Annotated in this window: 14 protein-coding genes; 12 read left to right on the top strand and 2 right to left on the bottom strand. The window is 66.0% G+C overall.

What is annotated here, in order from left to right:
- The first annotated feature begins 39 nt into the window (after positions 1 to 39).
- From CYJ07_RS12850 to CYJ07_RS12825, 6 genes are read left to right on the top strand one after another with little or no spacing between them, the layout of a single operon-like run.
- Positions 40 to 2,832 (top strand): monovalent cation/H+ antiporter subunit A, encoded by a 2,793-nt coding sequence (locus CYJ07_RS12850; RefSeq protein WP_104204103.1) that lies wholly within the window; start codon positions 40 to 42, stop codon positions 2,830 to 2,832.
- The gene (locus tag CYJ07_RS12845) at positions 2,832 to 3,170 is read left to right on the top strand and encodes a Na+/H+ antiporter subunit C (protein WP_104204102.1); all 339 of its coding nucleotides are present in this window, start codon (positions 2,832 to 2,834) and stop codon (positions 3,168 to 3,170) included. The genes CYJ07_RS12850 and CYJ07_RS12845 overlap by 1 nt, the downstream gene beginning before the upstream one ends.
- Entirely contained in the window at positions 3,167 to 4,690 is a 1,524-nt protein-coding gene (locus CYJ07_RS12840) for a monovalent cation/H+ antiporter subunit D (protein WP_104204101.1), read from the top strand. The genes CYJ07_RS12845 and CYJ07_RS12840 overlap by 4 nt, the downstream gene beginning before the upstream one ends.
- Positions 4,687 to 5,196 carry a Na+/H+ antiporter subunit E gene (locus CYJ07_RS12835; RefSeq protein WP_104204100.1) on the top strand — a complete coding sequence of 170 codons (510 nt, stop codon included), beginning with the start codon at positions 4,687 to 4,689 and terminating at the stop codon, positions 5,194 to 5,196. The genes CYJ07_RS12840 and CYJ07_RS12835 overlap by 4 nt, the downstream gene beginning before the upstream one ends.
- Complete coding sequence (locus CYJ07_RS12830; RefSeq protein ID WP_104204099.1) at positions 5,193 to 5,462, top strand: K+/H+ antiporter subunit F; 270 nt, start codon at positions 5,193 to 5,195, stop codon at positions 5,460 to 5,462. The genes CYJ07_RS12835 and CYJ07_RS12830 overlap by 4 nt, the downstream gene beginning before the upstream one ends.
- Complete coding sequence (locus tag CYJ07_RS12825; RefSeq protein WP_231489631.1) at positions 5,459 to 5,803, top strand: Na+/H+ antiporter subunit G; 345 nt, start codon at positions 5,459 to 5,461, stop codon at positions 5,801 to 5,803. Before CYJ07_RS12830 ends, CYJ07_RS12825 begins: the two co-directional genes overlap by 4 nt.
- Before the next feature lie 18 nt (positions 5,804 to 5,821).
- Here CYJ07_RS12825 and CYJ07_RS12820 read toward each other — a convergent pair whose 3' ends face one another.
- On the bottom strand, positions 5,822 to 6,784 hold the full coding sequence (locus CYJ07_RS12820; protein ID WP_104204098.1) for a LysR family transcriptional regulator: 963 nt from the start codon (positions 6,782 to 6,784) through the stop codon (positions 5,822 to 5,824).
- Positions 6,785 to 6,916: 132 nt separating this feature from the next.
- On the opposite strand from CYJ07_RS12820, the gene CYJ07_RS12815 reads away from it, so the two are divergent.
- The 6 genes from CYJ07_RS12815 (at position 6,917) to CYJ07_RS12790 (ending at position 15,296) form a co-directional block, all read left to right on the top strand.
- Positions 6,917 to 7,858, top strand: a complete 942-nt coding sequence (locus tag CYJ07_RS12815) for a sodium-dependent bicarbonate transport family permease (protein WP_104204097.1) — start codon at positions 6,917 to 6,919, stop codon at positions 7,856 to 7,858.
- Positions 7,859 to 8,176: 318 nt separating this feature from the next.
- The gene (locus CYJ07_RS12810; RefSeq protein WP_104204096.1) at positions 8,177 to 9,346 is read left to right on the top strand and encodes an isovaleryl-CoA dehydrogenase; all 1,170 of its coding nucleotides are present in this window, start codon (positions 8,177 to 8,179) and stop codon (positions 9,344 to 9,346) included.
- Positions 9,347 to 9,443: 97 nt separating this feature from the next.
- Positions 9,444 to 11,051, top strand: a complete 1,608-nt coding sequence (locus CYJ07_RS12805) for a carboxyl transferase domain-containing protein (RefSeq protein ID WP_104204095.1) — start codon at positions 9,444 to 9,446, stop codon at positions 11,049 to 11,051.
- A gap of 181 nt (positions 11,052 to 11,232) precedes the next feature.
- Entirely contained in the window at positions 11,233 to 12,063 is an 831-nt protein-coding gene (locus CYJ07_RS12800) for an enoyl-CoA hydratase-related protein (protein WP_104204094.1), read from the top strand.
- Positions 12,060 to 14,120 (top strand): acetyl/propionyl/methylcrotonyl-CoA carboxylase subunit alpha, encoded by a 2,061-nt coding sequence (locus CYJ07_RS12795; protein ID WP_104204093.1) that lies wholly within the window; start codon positions 12,060 to 12,062, stop codon positions 14,118 to 14,120. The genes CYJ07_RS12800 and CYJ07_RS12795 overlap by 4 nt, the downstream gene beginning before the upstream one ends.
- Before the next feature lie 276 nt (positions 14,121 to 14,396).
- Entirely contained in the window at positions 14,397 to 15,296 is a 900-nt protein-coding gene (locus CYJ07_RS12790) for a hydroxymethylglutaryl-CoA lyase (protein ID WP_104204092.1), read from the top strand.
- 123 nt (positions 15,297 to 15,419) lie between these two features.
- Here the strand turns inward: CYJ07_RS12790 and CYJ07_RS12785 are convergent, their stop codons facing one another.
- Positions 15,420 to 16,337, bottom strand: coding sequence for a LysR family transcriptional regulator (locus tag CYJ07_RS12785; RefSeq protein ID WP_104204091.1), 918 nt, complete (start codon positions 16,335 to 16,337; stop codon positions 15,420 to 15,422).
- Between the last annotated feature and the right edge of the window lie 89 nt (positions 16,338 to 16,426).

The raw sequence follows: 16,426 nt of genomic DNA, 5'->3' as shown, positions 1-16,426 counted from the left end.
GTCGCCGGCACGCTTCCTGACGAAGCCGCCAACGAGCGCATGGCACTTGGTCTCGTCATTCTGCTGCCCCTGCTGGGCGCGTTGCTTCCCGCCTTTCCCCGTGGCGGCACGTCTCGGCAGCTCGCGTGCCTTGCCGCCCTGCCCGCCGTCTCGAGTTTCGCTCTGCTGCTGAGCTGGCTGCCTAGGGTCTCGGGCGGTGAAACGGTCATTCGCAAGCTGAGTTGGCTGCCCTCGCTGGGGCTAGACGTGGCGCTGCGCCTCGATGGCCTGAGCCTGTTGTTCGCCTTGCTGATCACCGGCATCGGCTGTTTGATCCTGCTCTATGCGCGCTACTACTTCGAAGGCAACGCCTCGGCCGCGCGGTTCTACATCCTGGTGCTGCTGTTCATGGCGGCCATGCTGGGCATCGTGCTTGCCGAGAATCTGCTGTTCATGCTGGTGTTTTGGGAGCTGACCAGCCTGGTCTCCTTCCTGCTGATCGGCTTCAACAGCGGCCGTCAGGCAGCCCGGCTGGGCGCGCGAATGACGCTGGTGATCACCGGCGGCGGCGGGCTGGCGCTGCTGGGCGGCATCGTGCTGCTGGGCCAGATCGCCGGCAGCTATGAACTCTCGGTGGTACTCGAGGCCGGCGATCGAATCCGCGCCCACGATCACTACGCCCTGATGCTCAACCTGCTCCTGCTCGGAGCCTTCACCAAGTCGGCCCAGTTTCCCTTCCACCTCTGGCTGCCCCACGCCATGACCGCGCCGACGCCGGTCTCGGCCTACCTGCACAGCGCCACCATGGTCAAGGCGGGGCTGTTCCTGCTCGCCCGGCTGCATCCGGCCCTGGCGGAGACCGAACTGTGGTTCCACCTCGTCACGCTAACCGGCATGGCGACGCTGATGGTGGGCGCCTTCGTCGCCATGTTCATGCACGACATGAAGGGGCTGCTGGCCTACTCCACGGTCTCTCACCTGGGGCTGATCATGCTGCTGCTGGGCCTGGGCACGCCCATGGCAGTGGCGGCGGCGCTCTTCCACCTGGTGTGTCACGCACTGTTCAAGGCGCCGCTGTTCATGATGGCGGGCTACGTCGACCGCGCCACCGGCACCCGCGACATGCGCCATATCAACGGTATGTGGCGCTTCATGCCGGTGTTGATGGTGCTGTCGGCGATTCCCGCCGCCGCCATGGCCGGCTTGCCGCTGATGAGCGGCTACCTGAGCAAGAAGATGCTGTTCGGCGAGAGCCTGCTGGTAACGACGCCCAGTTGGGCGACCGTAATTATTCCCGCCTGGGTGACAGTGGCCGGGCTGTTCTCGGTGGCCTACTCGATTCGCATCTTCCACAACGTTTACTTCAACGGCCGGCCCATCGACCTGCCCGTCTGGCCGCCCAGGGAACCGCGCCTGGCGGCCCTGACGCCCATCGCGCTGCTGGCCCTGGCCACGCTCTACGTGGGCCTGGCGCCGGCAGGGCTCAACACGCTACTGGTCCACCCCGCATTCCTGGCCTCTCGCCAGGCCGAGCTCGCCGCCTACGACTTCACGGCACTGGGCGGCACCCTGCCCATGCTCATGAGCCTCGTCGCGCTGGTGGGCGGCGCGCTCTTCTACCGGATGCGCGGTCCACTGTTCCGTCTCCATGCCCGCCTGCCGGAAGTGGATGCCACGGAAATCTTCGACTGGATCATGCTGCGTATCATCGCCCTCTCCCAGCAACGCGTCTTCCAGCTCGAGAACGGCTCGCAGCAGCGCTACCTGACCTTCATCATGGTCACCGTCGTGGTGCTGGTCGGCGTGGAACTGCTCGCCGTGGCGCGCTGGAACGGCGGCGTAGCGATGGCACCTCTCGATCCGCTGACCGTGCTGGCCGCCATCCTGCTCTGCCTGGCGGCCATCGGCGTGGTGGTCTTCCATCACGCTCGGCTGCCAGCCCTGTTGCTGCTCGGCGTCACCGGGCTCTTCGTCACCGTTGCCTTCGCCCGCTTCTCGGCACCGGACCTTGCCCTGACCCAGCTGATGGTGGAGGTGATGGCGGTGGTGATCATGATGCTGGCGCTCTCCTTCCTGCCCCAGCAATCCCCGAGGGAATCCTCGCGCAGGAGGATGGCACGCGACCTCGCCATCGCCGGCCTGATGGGCGGCGGCGTGGCCGCCTTCAGCTTCGCCATCCTCACCCGGCCGCAGCGGACAATCTCCGACTTCTTCCTCGCCAACAGCCTGCCCGGTGGCGGCGGCACCAACGTGGTCAACGTGATCCTGGTGGATTTCCGCGGCTTCGATACCCTGGGCGAGATCACCGTGCTGGGCATCGCGGCGGTGGCGGTGTTCGCCTTCACCCGCGACCTGCACCTCAAGGAGCGGGTGGTCGACACCAACCCCGCACACTGGGTCGCCGAACCGCACCCGATCATGCTCGGCACCGTGGCCAGGCTGGTGCTGCCGATCGCCCTGCTGGTCTCGGCCTATATCTTCCTGCGCGGCCACAACCTGCCGGGCGGCGGCTTCATCGCCGGGTTGATCACCGCCGTGGCGCTGACGCTGCAGTACATGGCGGGCGGGCTGGTGTGGGCCCAGGAGCGCATGCTGACCGCCTTCCGGCCGCTGATCGGCGCCGGCATCCTGATAGCCGTGTTCACCGGCATCGGCAGCTGGCTGTTCGGCTACCCGTTCCTCACCTCGGCCCACGGCCACATGCACTTGCCATTGATCGGCGACTTCGAGCTGGCCACCGCCATGCTCTTCGATCTCGGGGTCTACGCCACCGTGGTCGGGGCCACGCTGCTGATACTGGCCAACCTCGGCAAGCTGATGACCGTGGCGGGCCCCGGCAAGGAGATCGGCTGATGGAACTGCTCTATGCGATAACCCTGGGCGTGCTGACCACCTGCGGGATCTACCTGCTGCTGCGGGCGCGCACCTTCACGGTCATCCTGGGACTCACCCTGCTCTCCCATGCCGTCAATCTCTACCTGTTCGCCTCGGGCCGCCTGGTCGCCGGCGCTCCGGCCATCGTCGGCCTCACCGAACGCTCGGCGGACCCGCTGCCCCAGGCCCTGGTGCTGACCGCCATCGTCATCGGCTTCGCCATGACCGCCTTCGTGGTGGTGCTGGCCCTCAAGGCGGCGGTGGAGCTGCGCAACGACCACGTCGACGGCGAGAACCCGGACGAGGACCTTACATGAACCACGCCCTCATCCTGCCGATACTGCTGCCGCTGGTTACCGGGGCGAGCCAGCTGTTGCTGTATCGGCTGCCCTTCGGCGTGCAGCGCCTGGTGGGCATCGCCAGCACCCTGGGCCTGGTGCTGCTGGGGGCGTGGGGCCTGGCCATGGCCGGTACGGGGGAGCATTACCTCTACCACGCCGGCGACTGGCCCGCGCCCTTCGGCATCGTGCTGGTCCTCGATCGGCTCTCGGCCATCATGCTGGCGCTCACCGCCGTGCTGGGGTTCTGCTGCCTGCTCTACGCCAGCAGCGGCACCGACAAGCGCGGCCCCCACTTCCACGCCCTCTTTCAGTTCCAACTGGCCGGTCTCAACGGCGCCTTCCTGACCGGCGACCTGTTCAACCTCTTCGTGTTCTTCGAGATCCTGCTGATCGCCTCCTACGCCCTGCTGCTGCACGGGGGCGGCCGCGCTCGCAGCCGCGCCGGGCTGCACTACGTGGTCATCAATCTGGCAGGCTCCGCGCTGTTCCTGATCGCGCTGGGCACCCTCTACGGTCTTACCGGCACCCTCAACATGGCCGACCTGGCCTTGCGCGTGGCAGAGGCACCGCCGGAAGATGCGCCGCTGCTCGCCGCCGCCAGCCTGATTCTGCTGGTGGTTTTCGGCATCAAGGCCGCCATCCTGCCGCTGCTGTTCTGGCTCCCCCGCGCCTACTCGGCCTCCGCCGCGCCGGTGGCGGCGCTCTTCGCCATCATGACCAAGGTCGGCATCTACGCCATCCTGCGGGTCTTCCTGCTGGTCTTCGCGCTGGGCGAGGCGCCGGTCAACGCGACCGCCTGGGTCTGGCTGTGGCCGCTGGCGCTGCTGACCCTGGCGCTCGGCGGCGTCGGGGTACTGGGCTCTAACAGCCTGCGCACCCTGACCGCCTACCTGGTGGTCCTCTCGGTGGGCACCCTACTGGCCACCATCAGCTTCGTCACCCCGGCGGCGCTGGGCGCCGCGCTCTTCTACCTGATCCACAGTACCGGCATGACCGCCGTCTTCTTCCTGCTGGCCGACCTGCTCGGCCGGCAGCGCGAAGCGGGCTACGATCGCTTCTCGGCGATCGGCCCCATCGGGCATCGCTGGCTGTTGGGGTCCCTGTTCTTCATTGCGGGCATCGCCATGGTGGGCCTGCCTCCGTTCAGCGGCTTCGTCAGCAAGATATGGATCCTTCAGGCGAGCGCGCAGGAGCCTCAGGGGTTGTGGCTGTGGGGCGTGCTACTGGCCGCCGCGCTGCTGACCCTGATCGCCGTCAGCCGCACCGGCAGCAGCTGGTTCTGGCGCCCCGGCGACATGGCCAAGCCGTACCCGCTCGAGCGCGGCCCGCTGGCGCTGGTCTCCACCATGGTCGGCCTCAACGGGCTCTTGGCGGCCTTCGGCGAGCCGGTGATGGGCTATCTCGAACTCACCGCGGAGCAGCTGCTCGACCCGCAGGCCTATATTGCCGCCGTGCTGCCGGAGGCCAGCGCTTCGGCACAGGAGATCACACCATGACGCCGTCGCCGTTCCGCTCGCGGCAGTTCTGGCTGCCGCATCCACTGTTCTCGCTGTTCCTGGCGCTGCTGTGGCTATTGCTGGTCAACGACTTCAGCGTGGCCCATGCCCTGCTGGGGCTGGCCCTGGGCGTGGCCATTCCCTTCGTGACCCACGCCTTCTGGGCCGAGGAGGCGAAGATCAGGCGTCCCCTGCCGCTGCTGCGCTACCTGCTGGTGCTGCTGGTGGACATCCTGCGCTCCAACCTGGTGGTGGCCCTGCGCATCCTGCGCCCCGCCCGGCACCTGCAGCCTGGCTTCTTTCTCTATCCCCTCGCGCTGGACGACGACTTCGCCATCACCATCCTGGCCAGCACCATCTCGCTGACGCCCGGCACCGTCTCGATCCACCACGATGCGAAGGCCAATACCCTGCTGGTGCACGCCCTGCACCTGGAGGACGAGGCCGAAGCCATCGCCACCATTCGCGAACGCTACGAGCAGCCGCTCGAGGAGATCTTCCGATGATCGCCATCGTCATCACGATCGCCATGACGCTCTTCGCCGTTGCCGCCCTGCTCAATCTCTACCGCCTGGCCGTCGGCCCGGACATCGTCGACCGGATCCTGGCGCTGGATACCCTGATGATCAACAGCATCGCGCTGATCGTGCTGGCGGACATCCGGATGGGGCTGGGCGTGCTGTTCGAGCTGGCCCTGCTGATCGCGCTGATGGGCTTCGTCAGCACCGTCGCCATGAGCAAGTACCTGCTACGGGGGGATGTCATCGAATGACCAGCATCGACATGCCGTGGTACCTGCAGCTCATCGTCGCCGCCTTCCTGCTGTTCGGCGCCCTGGTGGCGCTGATCGGCTCCTGGGGGCTGGCCAAGCTGCCCGATTTCTACATGCGCCTGCACGGCCCCACCAAGGCCAGTACCCTGGGGGTCGGCTGCACCCTGATCGGCTCACTGATCTACTTCAGCCACCAGCAGGGCGGCGTCTCGTTCCAGGAGGCCCTGGTGACGATCTTCCTGTTCGCCACCGCCCCGGTCAGCGCCCATATGATGGGCAAGGCCGCCCTGCGCCGGCGGCTCCCGGGCGTGCCGCAGACACGCAACATGCCCGACCGGTAGCGGCTCGGCCCGGCATGGCTACTCCGCCCCCGCCTCCAATCGCTCCAGCATGGCGTGCAGCTCATTGGCCAGGAACCTGGGCTCCACGCACTCGTCGAGATGCCCCGCGGCGAAGCGCAGGAACCCCAACGCGGCATGCGCCAGGCGTCGGTCGCGGCGCACGATGAACTGCCAGTGGCTCTCGATGGGAAAATCGCGCACCGGCAGGATCACCAGATCGGGATGCTCGGGTGGCAGCACGTGCTCCGACAGCACCGCCAGGCCCATGCCCGCCGCCACGCCCACGCGAATCGCCTCGTTGCTGGCCATCTGCAGGGTCGGCCCCAGCGACAGCCCGTGCTCCTGCAGCCAGCTCTCGAACAGCATGCGTGTCGCCGAGCCGGGTTCGCGCAGCAGGAAACGCTCGTCCAGCAGATCGGCCATGGCGACCGACTCGCACCCGGCGAAACGATGGGTATGCGGCGCCACCACCACCAGCGGATTGCGCAGGAAACGTCCGGCCAGGGCATGGGCCAGCGAAGGCGGATGGCTGAACACGTAGAGATCGTCGTCCTGGCGCTCGAAGCGCGTCAGCATCTGACGGCGGTTGCCGATGTGCAGGGTCACGTCGACCTCCGGAAAGGCCTGGCTGTACGGGCCGAGCAGGCGCGGCAGCACGTACTGGGCGGTGTTGACCAGGGCGATGCTGAAGCGCCCCCGCTCGCCGCCGCGCAGGGCGGTGAGATAGTCCTCGAAGTCGTCGAAGCGACCGAGCACCTCGCGGCTGGCCCGATACAGCTCCCGCCCCGCCTCCGTGGTGGTCAGACGCCCATGGCCGCTGTGCAGCAGCGGTTCGCCCACCGCCTCGGTCAGGCGCTTGAGCTGCTGCGATACCGTCGGCTGGGTCAGGTGAAGCTGTCGCGCCGCCTCGCTGACCGAACCCGTGCGCACTACGGCGGTAAACACCTGGAGCAGCCGAAAGGTGAGATGACGAATGTTCATGGCGTGACCTCAGCGAACAAAACCATAGAGAATCATCGATTCTTACGGCGATAAGAATTTATTGGAATCAATATTAGACTCTCTCCACAATCCGCAGCTACCCTGCCATCGCATGACGACAAGAGAGTGCCCATGCCCGATATCGTGGTGATGTTCTTCCTGCTCGGCCTGTTGGCCGGCGTGGTGAAGTCCGACTTGACCATTCCCAAGGCCGCCTATGACACCTTGAGCCTGCTGCTGATGCTGACCATCGGCCTCAAGGGCGGCATGGCACTGTACGGCAACCTCGACTGGTCGATCGTGCCGGAGCTGCTCGCAGTGGCGGCGATTGGTGCACTGATTCCCCTGGCCTTGATGCCTGTCCTCAGGCGATTGGTACGGCTTTCGGCCGCCGACAGCGCCAGTATCGCCGCCCACTACGGCTCGGTCAGTGCCGGTACTTTCGCCGTGGCGCTTGCCTTCGCCGAGAGCCGCGCCCTGCCCATCGGCGCCGAGGTCACGCTCTACCTGGTAATGATGGAGCTGCCGGCGATCATGGTCGCCATTGCGCTCTACCGCCGCCATGCCGGCAAGAATTCCAGCGAAGCGCTGCAGGGCATCTGGCACGAGACGTTGACCAACCGCGGCGTGATCCTGCTCGCCGGCGGCGCGGTGATCGGCGCCATGTACGGCCCCGCGGATGGCGCCAACGTCACCGACCTGCTGATGGGCGCCTTCCATGCGGTACTCGCCCTCTTCCTGCTGCAGATGGGCCTGACCGCGGCGGAAACACTGCGTCCCATTCCCTGGTTCCACTGGCGCCTGCTCACCTTCGCCCTGGTCGCGCCGCTGCTGCTCTCCCTGGTGGGGATGACGGTCGGCCTGACGCTGGGCCTGCCCAGCGGCTCGGTGCTGATCCTCACGGCGCTTACCGCCAGCGCCTCCTACATCGCCGCGCCGGCGGCCATGCGCACCGCTATTCCCAAGGCCAGCATCGGCTTGGCGATGCTCGCCTCCCTCGGCTTCACCTTCCCGCTGAACGTCATCGTCGGCATCCCGCTCTATCATCATGTCATCCAGTGGATGGCCGGCTAGATCGAGAGCCGACGCAGCGAGCCTACGGCTAACACCGAGGGCTCGCTGCCTTCTCACCCATTAGCTCGGCGGCTATCCAATCGGATGTCCCGATCACTAGCTCACCGACTCTCACCAGACCGGCTCACCGACTATGCTGGCAATAGTCATGAGGACTGTGCTCTCTTCGACATTCGTAGAACGCCCCAAGGGTGCACTTTACGTTAACGTCAACCTCGCCTAGTCTTGTACCATCTTGAATACACTGCGAGCCGCCGCTGCGTGCCCGCAACGCAACCCGACAGCTGGTTACCACTGACATTAGGGAGTTCCGCCGCCATGTTCACGTCCTACAAGCCCCTCGACTTCGGCCTCGATGACGAACTCAACATGCTGCGCGACCACGTGAACGCCTTCGCCCGCGACGAGATCGCCCCGCGCGCCGCCGAGATCGACGAGAAGAACGAATTCCCCAACGACCTGTGGCGGAAGTTCGGTGACATGGGCCTGCTCGGCATCACCGTGCCGGAAGAGGACGGCGGCAGCGGCATGGGCTACCTGGCGCACTGTATCGCCATGGAGGAGATCTCGCGGGCCAGCGCCTCGGTGGGCCTCTCCTACGGCGCGCACTCCAACCTGTGCGTGAACCAGCTCAAGATCAACGCCAGTGCCGAGCAGAAAGCCAAGTACCTGCCCAAGCTGATCAGCGGCGAACATGTCGGCGCGCTGGCGATGTCCGAGCCGGGCGCCGGTTCCGACGTGGTCTCCATGAAGCTGCGCGCGCGCCAGGACGGCGACCGCTACATCCTCAACGGCAACAAGATGTGGATCACCAACGGCCCCGACGCCGACGTGCTGGTGGTCTACGCCAAGACCGATCCGGACGCCGGCTCCAAGGGCATTACCGCCTTCATCATCGAGAAGGGCATGCCCGGCTTCACCACCGCGCAGAAGCTCGACAAGCTGGGCATGCGCGGCTCCAACACCTGCGAACTGGTGTTCCAGGACTGCGAAGTGCCGGCCGAGAACGTGCTGGGCGAGGAAGGCAAGGGCGTACGCGTGTTGATGAGCGGCCTGGACTACGAGCGCACCGTGCTCGCCGCCGGCCCCATCGGCATCATGCAGGCGGCCATGGACGTGGTGGTGCCCTACATCCACGAGCGCAAGCAGTTCGACCAGTCCATCGGCGAGTTCCAGCTGGTGCAGGGCAAGATCGCCGACATGTACACCACGCTGAACGCCTGCCGCGCCTACCTCTACACCGTGGCCGCCGCCTGCGACCGCGGCCAGACCTCCAGGAAGGACGCCGCCGGCGTGATCCTGTACTGCGCCGAGAAAGCCACCCAGCTGGCGCTGGACGCCATCCAGCTGCTCGGCGGCAACGGCTACATCAACGAGTACCCCACCGGGCGCCTGCTGCGCGACGCCAAGCTCTACGAGATCGGCGCCGGCACCAGCGAAATCCGCCGGATGCTGATCGGTCGCGAAATCTACACTGAATCGGCATAACACCAGCCCCGAGCTACGGGCATCGGGCCGCGAGCAGCTCGAAGCTCGAAGCTCGAAGCTCGAAGCTCGAAGCTCGAAGCTCGTCTGAGGATATTCAATGGCAATTCTGACCACTCAAGTCAATCCGCGCAGCGATGGCTTCCAGGCCAACGAAAAGGCCATGCGCCACGAGGTGATGAAGCTGCGCGAGCTGACCGCGGCGATCAGCCAGGGCGGCGGCGAGAAGGCCCGCGCCCGCCACGAGAGCCGCGGCAAGCTCTTCGTGCGCGACCGCATCGACCACCTGATCGACGAGGGCTCGCCCTTCCTCGAGTTCTCGGCGCTGGCCGCGCATGAGGTCTACGAGAGCGACGTGCCCGCCGCCGGCATGGTCACCGGCATCGGCCGCGTTTCCGGCGTGGAGTGCGTGATCGTCGCCAACGACGCCACCGTCAAGGGCGGCACCTACTACCCGCTGACGGTGAAGAAGCACATCCGCGCCCAGGAGATCGCCCGCAAGCACCGCCTGCCGTGCATCTACCTGGTCGACTCCGGCGGCGCCTTCCTGCCCCGCCAGGACGAAGTGTTCCCCGACCGCGACCACTTCGGGCGCATCTTCTACAACCAGGCCACCCTCTCCGCCGAAGGCATTCCGCAGATCGCCGTAGTGATGGGCTCGTGCACCGCGGGCGGCGCCTACGTGCCGGCCATGGCCGACGAGTCGATCATCGTCAAGCAGCAGGGCACCATCTTCCTCGGCGGCCCGCCGCTGGTGAAGGCCGCCACCGGCGAGAGCATCAGCGCCGAGGACCTGGGCGGCGCCGACGTGCACGCCAAGGTGAGCGGCGTGGCCGACCACTACGCCGAGAACGACGCCCACGCCCTGCAGCTCGCGCGCGGCTGCGTGTCGCGGCTGAACTGGCAGAAGCGCGGCCAGCTCAAGATGCAGGAACCCAAGCCGCCCAAGCTCGACCCCAGCGAGCTCTACGGCATCGTCGGCACCGACCTCAAGAAGCCGTTCGACGTACGCGAAGTGATCGGCCGCATCGTCGACGACTCCGACTTCGACGAGTTCAAGCGCTACTACGGCGACACCCTGGTGACCGGCTTCGCCCACATCCACGGCTACCCGGTTGGCATCGTCGCCAACAACGGCGTGCTGTTCTCCGAATCCGCGGTGAAAGGCGCCCACTTCATCGAGCTGTGCGCCCAGCGAAAGATCCCGCTGGTCTTCCTGCAGAACATCACCGGCTTCATGGTCGGCTCCAAGTACGAGCACGAAGGGATCGCCAAGCACGGTGCCAAGCTGGTCACCGCCGTGGCCTGCGCCAAGGTGCCCAAGTTCACCGTGCTGATCGGCGGCAGCTTCGGCGCCGGCAACTACGGCATGTGCGGCCGCGCCTACGACCCCAACCTGCTGTTCATGTGGCCCAACGCGCGCATCTCGGTAATGGGCGGCGAACAGGCCGCCGGCGTACTGGCCCAGGTGAAGCGCGAGCAGTACGAGCGCGAAGGCCGCGAGTGGAGCAAGGAAGACGAAGAAGCCTTCAAGCAGCCCACCCGTGAGCAGTACGAGCGCCAAGGGCACCCCTACTACGCCAGCGCACGGCTGTGGGACGACGGCGTGATCGATCCGGCCCAGACCCGCGACGTGCTGGGGCTGTCGCTCGCCGCGGCGATGAACGCGGAAGTCCAGGAAACCAAGTTCGGCGTCTTCCGGATGTAACCGCGCGTTGCGCGAGAAGGAAGAGGTAAGAAGGAAGAGAGAAGATGTAAGAGTGAAGAACGCAGAAGAAGGAAGGCAAGATAGGGGTTCTTCCCTCTTCAAGGCGCGCAGCGCCGTTCTTCTCTCTTATTAGCGGCGCAGCCGCACTCTTCCTCGGGCTCGCAGCCATCAGGACAGTGACATGACCACACAGACTTATTCGAACCTGAACATCGATGACCGCGGCGTCGCCCGGCTGACGCTGAACCGTCCCGACGTACACAACGCCTTCGACGACAGCCTGATCGCCGAACTCAACGTGCATCTCGACAAGCTCCACGACGCCGCCCGCCACGGCGAGGTGCGCGTGGTGGTGTTGGGCTCCGAGGGCAAGAGCTTCTCCGCCGGCGCCGACCTGAACTGGATGAAGCGCATGGTGGAGTACGATTTCGAGGGCAACCTGGCCGACTCGCGCAAGCTCTCGCAGCTGATGCACGGCCTGGACACCCTGCCCTGCCCCACCGTGTGCCGCGTGCAGGGTGCCGCCTTCGGCGGCGCCGTGGGCCTGGCCGCCTGCTGCGACATCGTGATCGCCAGCGAGAAAGCCAAGTTCTGCCTTTCCGAGGTCAAGATCGGCCTCTCGCCGGCGGTGATCAGCCCCTACGTGCAACGCGCCCTGGGCTCGCGCCAGATGCGCCGCTACGCGCTGACCGCCGAAGTGATCGACGCCGACCAGGCGCTGGAGCTGGGCCTGGCCCACCAGATCGTCGGCCACGACGGCATCGACGAGGCGGTCGAGGCGATGATCGCGACCCTGCTGGCCGGCTCGCCCCAGGCCCAGCGCGCCACCAAGGCGCTGCTGGCCGAGGTCGCTCGCGACGGTGACAGCAAGGCCACCCGCGAGCACACCTGCCGCGTGATCAGCGAGCTGCGCGTGAGCGCCGAAGGTCAGGAAGGCCTGACCAGCTTCTTCGAGAAGCGCCGCCCCACCTGGGCCGACGACAACACGAATTCCTCGGAGCGCCGCTCATGAGCCAGACCGATTCACGCACCACCCCGTTCGATACCCTGCTGGTCGCCAACCGCGGCGAGATCGCCTGTCGCGTGATGCGCACCGCCCGCGCCATGGGCCTGCGCACCGTGGCCGTGTACTCGGATGCCGACGCCAACGCCCGCCACGTGCGCGAAGCCGACGAGGCCGTGCGCCTGGGCCCGGCCGCCGCACGCGAGAGCTACCTGAAAGTGGAAGCGGTGGTGGAAGCCGCCAAGCGCACCGGCGCCGGTGCCATTCACCCCGGCTACGGTTTCCTCTCCGAGAACGGCGCCTTCGTCGAAGCGCTGGACGCCGCCGGCATCACCTTCGTCGGCCCGCCCGCTTCGGCGATTGCCGCCATGGGCGACAAGTCCGCCGCCAAGGCGCGCATGGCCAACGCCGGCGTGCCGCTGGTGCCGGGCTACCACGGCGACGACCAGGACGACGCCCTACTGCGCCGCGAAGCCGATAATATCGGCTACCCGGTGCTGCTCAAGGCCAGCGCCGGCGGCGGCGGCAAGGGCATGCGCGTGGTGGAGAGCGGCGAGAACTTCCAGGCCGCGCTGGACGGCTGCCGCCGCGAATCCCAGGCCGCCTTCGGCGACACCCGCATGCTGATCGAGAAGTACCTGACCCAGCCGCGCCACGTCGAGGTTCAGGTGTTCTGCGACAGCCACGGCAACGGCGTCTACCTTTTCGAGCGCGACTGCTCCGTGCAACGGCGCCACCAGAAGGTGCTCGAGGAAGCCCCTGCCCCCGGCATGACCGCCGAACTGCGCCGCGAGATGGGCGACGCCGCCGTGCGTGCCGCCAAGGAGATCGGCTACGTGGGTGCCGGTACCGTCGAGTTCCTCTTGGACTTTTCACAAGGTCAGGACGGCTCGTTCTACTTCATGGAGATGAACACCCGCCTACAGGTGGAGCACCCCGTCACCGAGATGATCACCGGCCAGGACCTGGTCGAGTGGCAGCTGCGCGTGGCCATGGGCGAGCCGCTTCCGCTCCAGCAGGACGAGCTGACCATTACCGGCCACAGCTTCGAGGCGCGGCTCTACGCCGAGGACCCGGAGCAGGACTTCCTGCCCGCCACCGGCACGCTGACCCGCTTCGCCATGGACCTCAAGGGCGCCGGCCTCGACCCTCGCCAGGTGCGCCTGGACAGCGGTGTGGAAACCGGTGATGTGGTCTCCATGCACTACGACCCCATGCTCGCCAAGCTAATCGTCCACGGCGACGACCGCGACCAGGCGCTGGCCACCCTCAACCGGGCACTGGCCGCGCTGGACGTGCAGGGCGTGGTGACCAATCGAGCTTTCCTGCAGCGGCTGGCCACCCACCCCGCGTTCAAGGCCTGCGAGCTGGATACCCGCTTCATCGAGAAGAACGAAGCCACCCTCTTCGCACCCAAGCAGTACGGCATCGAGGAGTACGCCGGCGCCGCGCTGATCGGCCTCAACCAGCTCGCCCGCGAGTGCGAGAGCGACTCACCGTGGGACCGTCACGACGGCTTCCGCCTCAACGCCCCGCACACCATTCGCATCTCGCTGTGCGATCCGGCCCACGTGCAGGATGACGAGACCTCGGAAAACGTGGTGATCGTGGAAGGCACCCGTGCCAGCGGCGCCGACCCGTGGGACCTGACCATCGGCGGCGAGACCCTCACCGCCCGCCTGCAGCACCTGGAGGGCGACGCCGTGGCGGTCACTCTCAACGGCCACCGCCGCCGTCTGCAGGCGCGCCGCGACGGTAACGTCGTCGTCATGGTCGACCCGCGTGGCGAAACCCGCTTGTTCTGGCGCCGCATCGACGCCATCGACCACGGCCACCACGAAGCGGAATCGACCCTCACCGCGCCGATGCACGGCACCGTAGTCGCGCTGCTGGTGGAAGCCGGTCAGAAGGTGGAGAAAGGCATGCCGCTGATGGTCATGGAAGCCATGAAGATGGAACACACCATGACCGCCCCCGCCGACGGCCACGTGGAGAGCTTCCACTTCAACGCCGGCGATACGGTGGGACAAGGCGACGTGCTGCTCGAGTTCGCTCCCGCAGAGTAAGCTGGGAACGAAACCGTGAGAGCCAAGGTGAAAAGCACCAAGGTAAGCGGCGTCGGGGACAAGGCGAAGCGGAGGTCATTTGCCATGGGTGAGGAGCATTGCTCCGAACGGGCTGGCCATGGATGGCCAGCACCGGCCCTGCAAGCGGAGCAGGATGCGAGAGCGCCGCAGGGCAAATGTAGCGTCCAGGAAGGATTCACAGCGCCTCCGCGTAGGCTTGGCGCCGGATCAGCCGCGGTTCATAACCTCGGCCGAGAACAGGAAGGAGTGTAGAACATGGCATTTCCCAAGCGCGTGCGCCTGGTCGAGGTCGGCCCCCGCGACGGGCTGCAGAACGAACCCAACCCGATCGACACAGCCACCAAGCTGGAACTGATCGACCGCCTGGGCGCCGCCGGCCTCAAGTACATAGAAGCTGCCAGCTTCGTCTCGCCCAAGTGGGTGCCGCAAATGGCCGACCACCGCGACGTGATGACTGGCCTAAAGCGCCGCCAAGGCATCACCTACGCCGCCCTCACCCCCAACCTCAAGGGGCTGGAAGCGGCATTGGAGTGCGGCGTGGAGGAAGTGGCGGTATTCGGTGCGGCGAGTGAGGCCTTCTCGCAGAAGAACATCAACTGCTCCGTCGCCGAATCCCTCGAGCGCTTCGCCCCCGTGCTGGAGCGGGCGAAAGCGGCCAACGTACGCGTACGCGGTTACGTATCCTGCGTACTCGGCTGCCCCTACGAAGGCGAGATCGCCCCAGCCAAAGTCGCCGAGGTTTCAAAAGCTCTCTATGACATGGGCTGCTACGAAATCTCGCTGGGCGACACTATCGGCACGGGCACCCCGCTCGCCGCCAAGCGCATGATCGAAGCCGTGAGCGACGAGGTGCCCATGGCCCATCTCGCCGCCCACTTCCACGACACCTACGGCCAAGCCCTTGCCAATCTCTACGCCGTGCTGGAAGAAGGCATCAGCGTGGTGGACAGCTCCGTCGCCGGCCTCGGCGGCTGCCCCTACGCCAAGGGCGCCTCCGGCAACGTCGCGAGTGAAGACGTCGTCTACCTGCTCAACGGCCTCGGCATCGAAAGCGGCATCGACCTGAACAGACTCGCCGAGACCGGAACCTGGATCACCCAGACCATCGGACGGCCGAACCGCTCGAAGGTGGGCGTGGCGCTAGCGGCGAAGTAAGAACGTGCCAGAAACGGAAAGCCCCTGAGCCAGGTGACTGGCTCAGGGGCTTTGCAATTGTCATGAGTTAAAGCAGCTTTAATTGAGGCTACGTTCTCATAACAAGCACGGCCCCTCCATTCGCTAGCGTCGCGACAACTCAGCCTGCTCTGTAATGAGCCCTCTAAGCCATTCCTGAGCAGAGTGAGAATCGCTGCGGCGATGCCAGATGAGATCGAATACGACTTCAGGCAGCGTGACCGGAGGCGGAAACAGTACCAAGCGGTGGCTTGCTGGCGAATTCAGGGCGACCCGTTTCAAAACCGTGGCCGCCATGTTGGTTCGCGCGACGATATCGGGTACGGCAAACATCTGCGGAAGCGTCAGCGCGAGCTTGCGCTTATTGCGCTGCTGCGCAAGCGCCTGGTCCACGACTCCATACATTTCGCCTTCTGGAGAGATGAGGACATGGCGCAACTCCAGATAAGTTTTCATGGTCATCCCACGCCTGGCTGCCGGGTGGTCCGTGGCGACGATCGTGACGAACTCATCTCGAAGCACAGGGCGTGTCAGTATCCGGCCGTCGGCATGGGTGGGCGGAACGCCGATGGCTGCGTCGATTACACCAGCATCCAACAGATCGACGGCGTGGTCCCGATCGTTGAACGCATGCACGTTCAACGACACGCCCGGTGCCTCCTTTTCAAGCGCTTGCAGTAGCGAGGGCAACAGCACAAAGGCCGGGTAGTCCGATACGCCAAGCTTGAACGTCAGCGATGTCTCTTCAGGCACGAACTCGGGCTTCTTCACGAGCGCCGATTCGATCTGTCGCAGGGCTTGCGAGACGGGGCCAGCCAAGTCCCTCGCGCGCGGCGTGGGTATCAGACCGTCCGCGCTGCGCAAGAATAGCGGGTCGCCGCAAAGTTTGCGCAACCTGGACAGCGCCGCACTCATCGCCGGTTGGCTGACGCCAACCTGTGTCGCCGCGCGGGTCACATTCCGCTCGTTCATCAGGGCGTCGAAGGCCGCGAGAAGGTTCAAGTCGATGCCATGAAAATCCACAGGACAAATAAATATCCATACAAGTTATTTGTTGGACGGATCTTACGGCCTTTCGCAGACTCTCGCCATAGTCATCAAACGGAACGAGA

This window comes from Billgrantia saliphila (assembly GCF_002930105.1).
In the GTDB taxonomy this organism is placed as follows: domain Bacteria; phylum Pseudomonadota; class Gammaproteobacteria; order Pseudomonadales; family Halomonadaceae; genus Halomonas; species Halomonas saliphila.
Note: the sequence above shows the minus strand (reverse complement) of the source record. Positions and strands in the feature narration are given on the sequence as shown.

Excerpts from the sequence above, each read along its gene's own strand:
- CYJ07_RS12850 (WP_104204103.1), top strand. The coding sequence starts at position 40 with ATGGCACTTGGTCTCGTCATTCTGCTGCCCCTGCTGGGCGCGTTGCTT.
- CYJ07_RS12845 (WP_104204102.1), top strand. The coding sequence starts at position 2,832 with ATGGAACTGCTCTATGCGATAACCCTGGGCGTGCTGACCACCTGCGGG.
- CYJ07_RS12840 (WP_104204101.1), top strand. The coding sequence starts at position 3,167 with ATGAACCACGCCCTCATCCTGCCGATACTGCTGCCGCTGGTTACCGGG.
- CYJ07_RS12835 (WP_104204100.1), top strand. The coding sequence starts at position 4,687 with ATGACGCCGTCGCCGTTCCGCTCGCGGCAGTTCTGGCTGCCGCATCCA.
- CYJ07_RS12830 (WP_104204099.1), top strand. The coding sequence starts at position 5,193 with ATGATCGCCATCGTCATCACGATCGCCATGACGCTCTTCGCCGTTGCC.
- CYJ07_RS12825 (WP_231489631.1), top strand. The coding sequence starts at position 5,459 with ATGACCAGCATCGACATGCCGTGGTACCTGCAGCTCATCGTCGCCGCC.
- CYJ07_RS12820 (WP_104204098.1), bottom strand. The coding sequence starts at position 6,784 with ATGAACATTCGTCATCTCACCTTTCGGCTGCTCCAGGTGTTTACCGCC.
- CYJ07_RS12815 (WP_104204097.1), top strand. The coding sequence starts at position 6,917 with ATGCCCGATATCGTGGTGATGTTCTTCCTGCTCGGCCTGTTGGCCGGC.
- CYJ07_RS12810 (WP_104204096.1), top strand. The coding sequence starts at position 8,177 with ATGTTCACGTCCTACAAGCCCCTCGACTTCGGCCTCGATGACGAACTC.
- CYJ07_RS12805 (WP_104204095.1), top strand. The coding sequence starts at position 9,444 with ATGGCAATTCTGACCACTCAAGTCAATCCGCGCAGCGATGGCTTCCAG.
- CYJ07_RS12800 (WP_104204094.1), top strand. The coding sequence starts at position 11,233 with ATGACCACACAGACTTATTCGAACCTGAACATCGATGACCGCGGCGTC.
- CYJ07_RS12795 (WP_104204093.1), top strand. The coding sequence starts at position 12,060 with ATGAGCCAGACCGATTCACGCACCACCCCGTTCGATACCCTGCTGGTC.
- CYJ07_RS12790 (WP_104204092.1), top strand. The coding sequence starts at position 14,397 with ATGGCATTTCCCAAGCGCGTGCGCCTGGTCGAGGTCGGCCCCCGCGAC.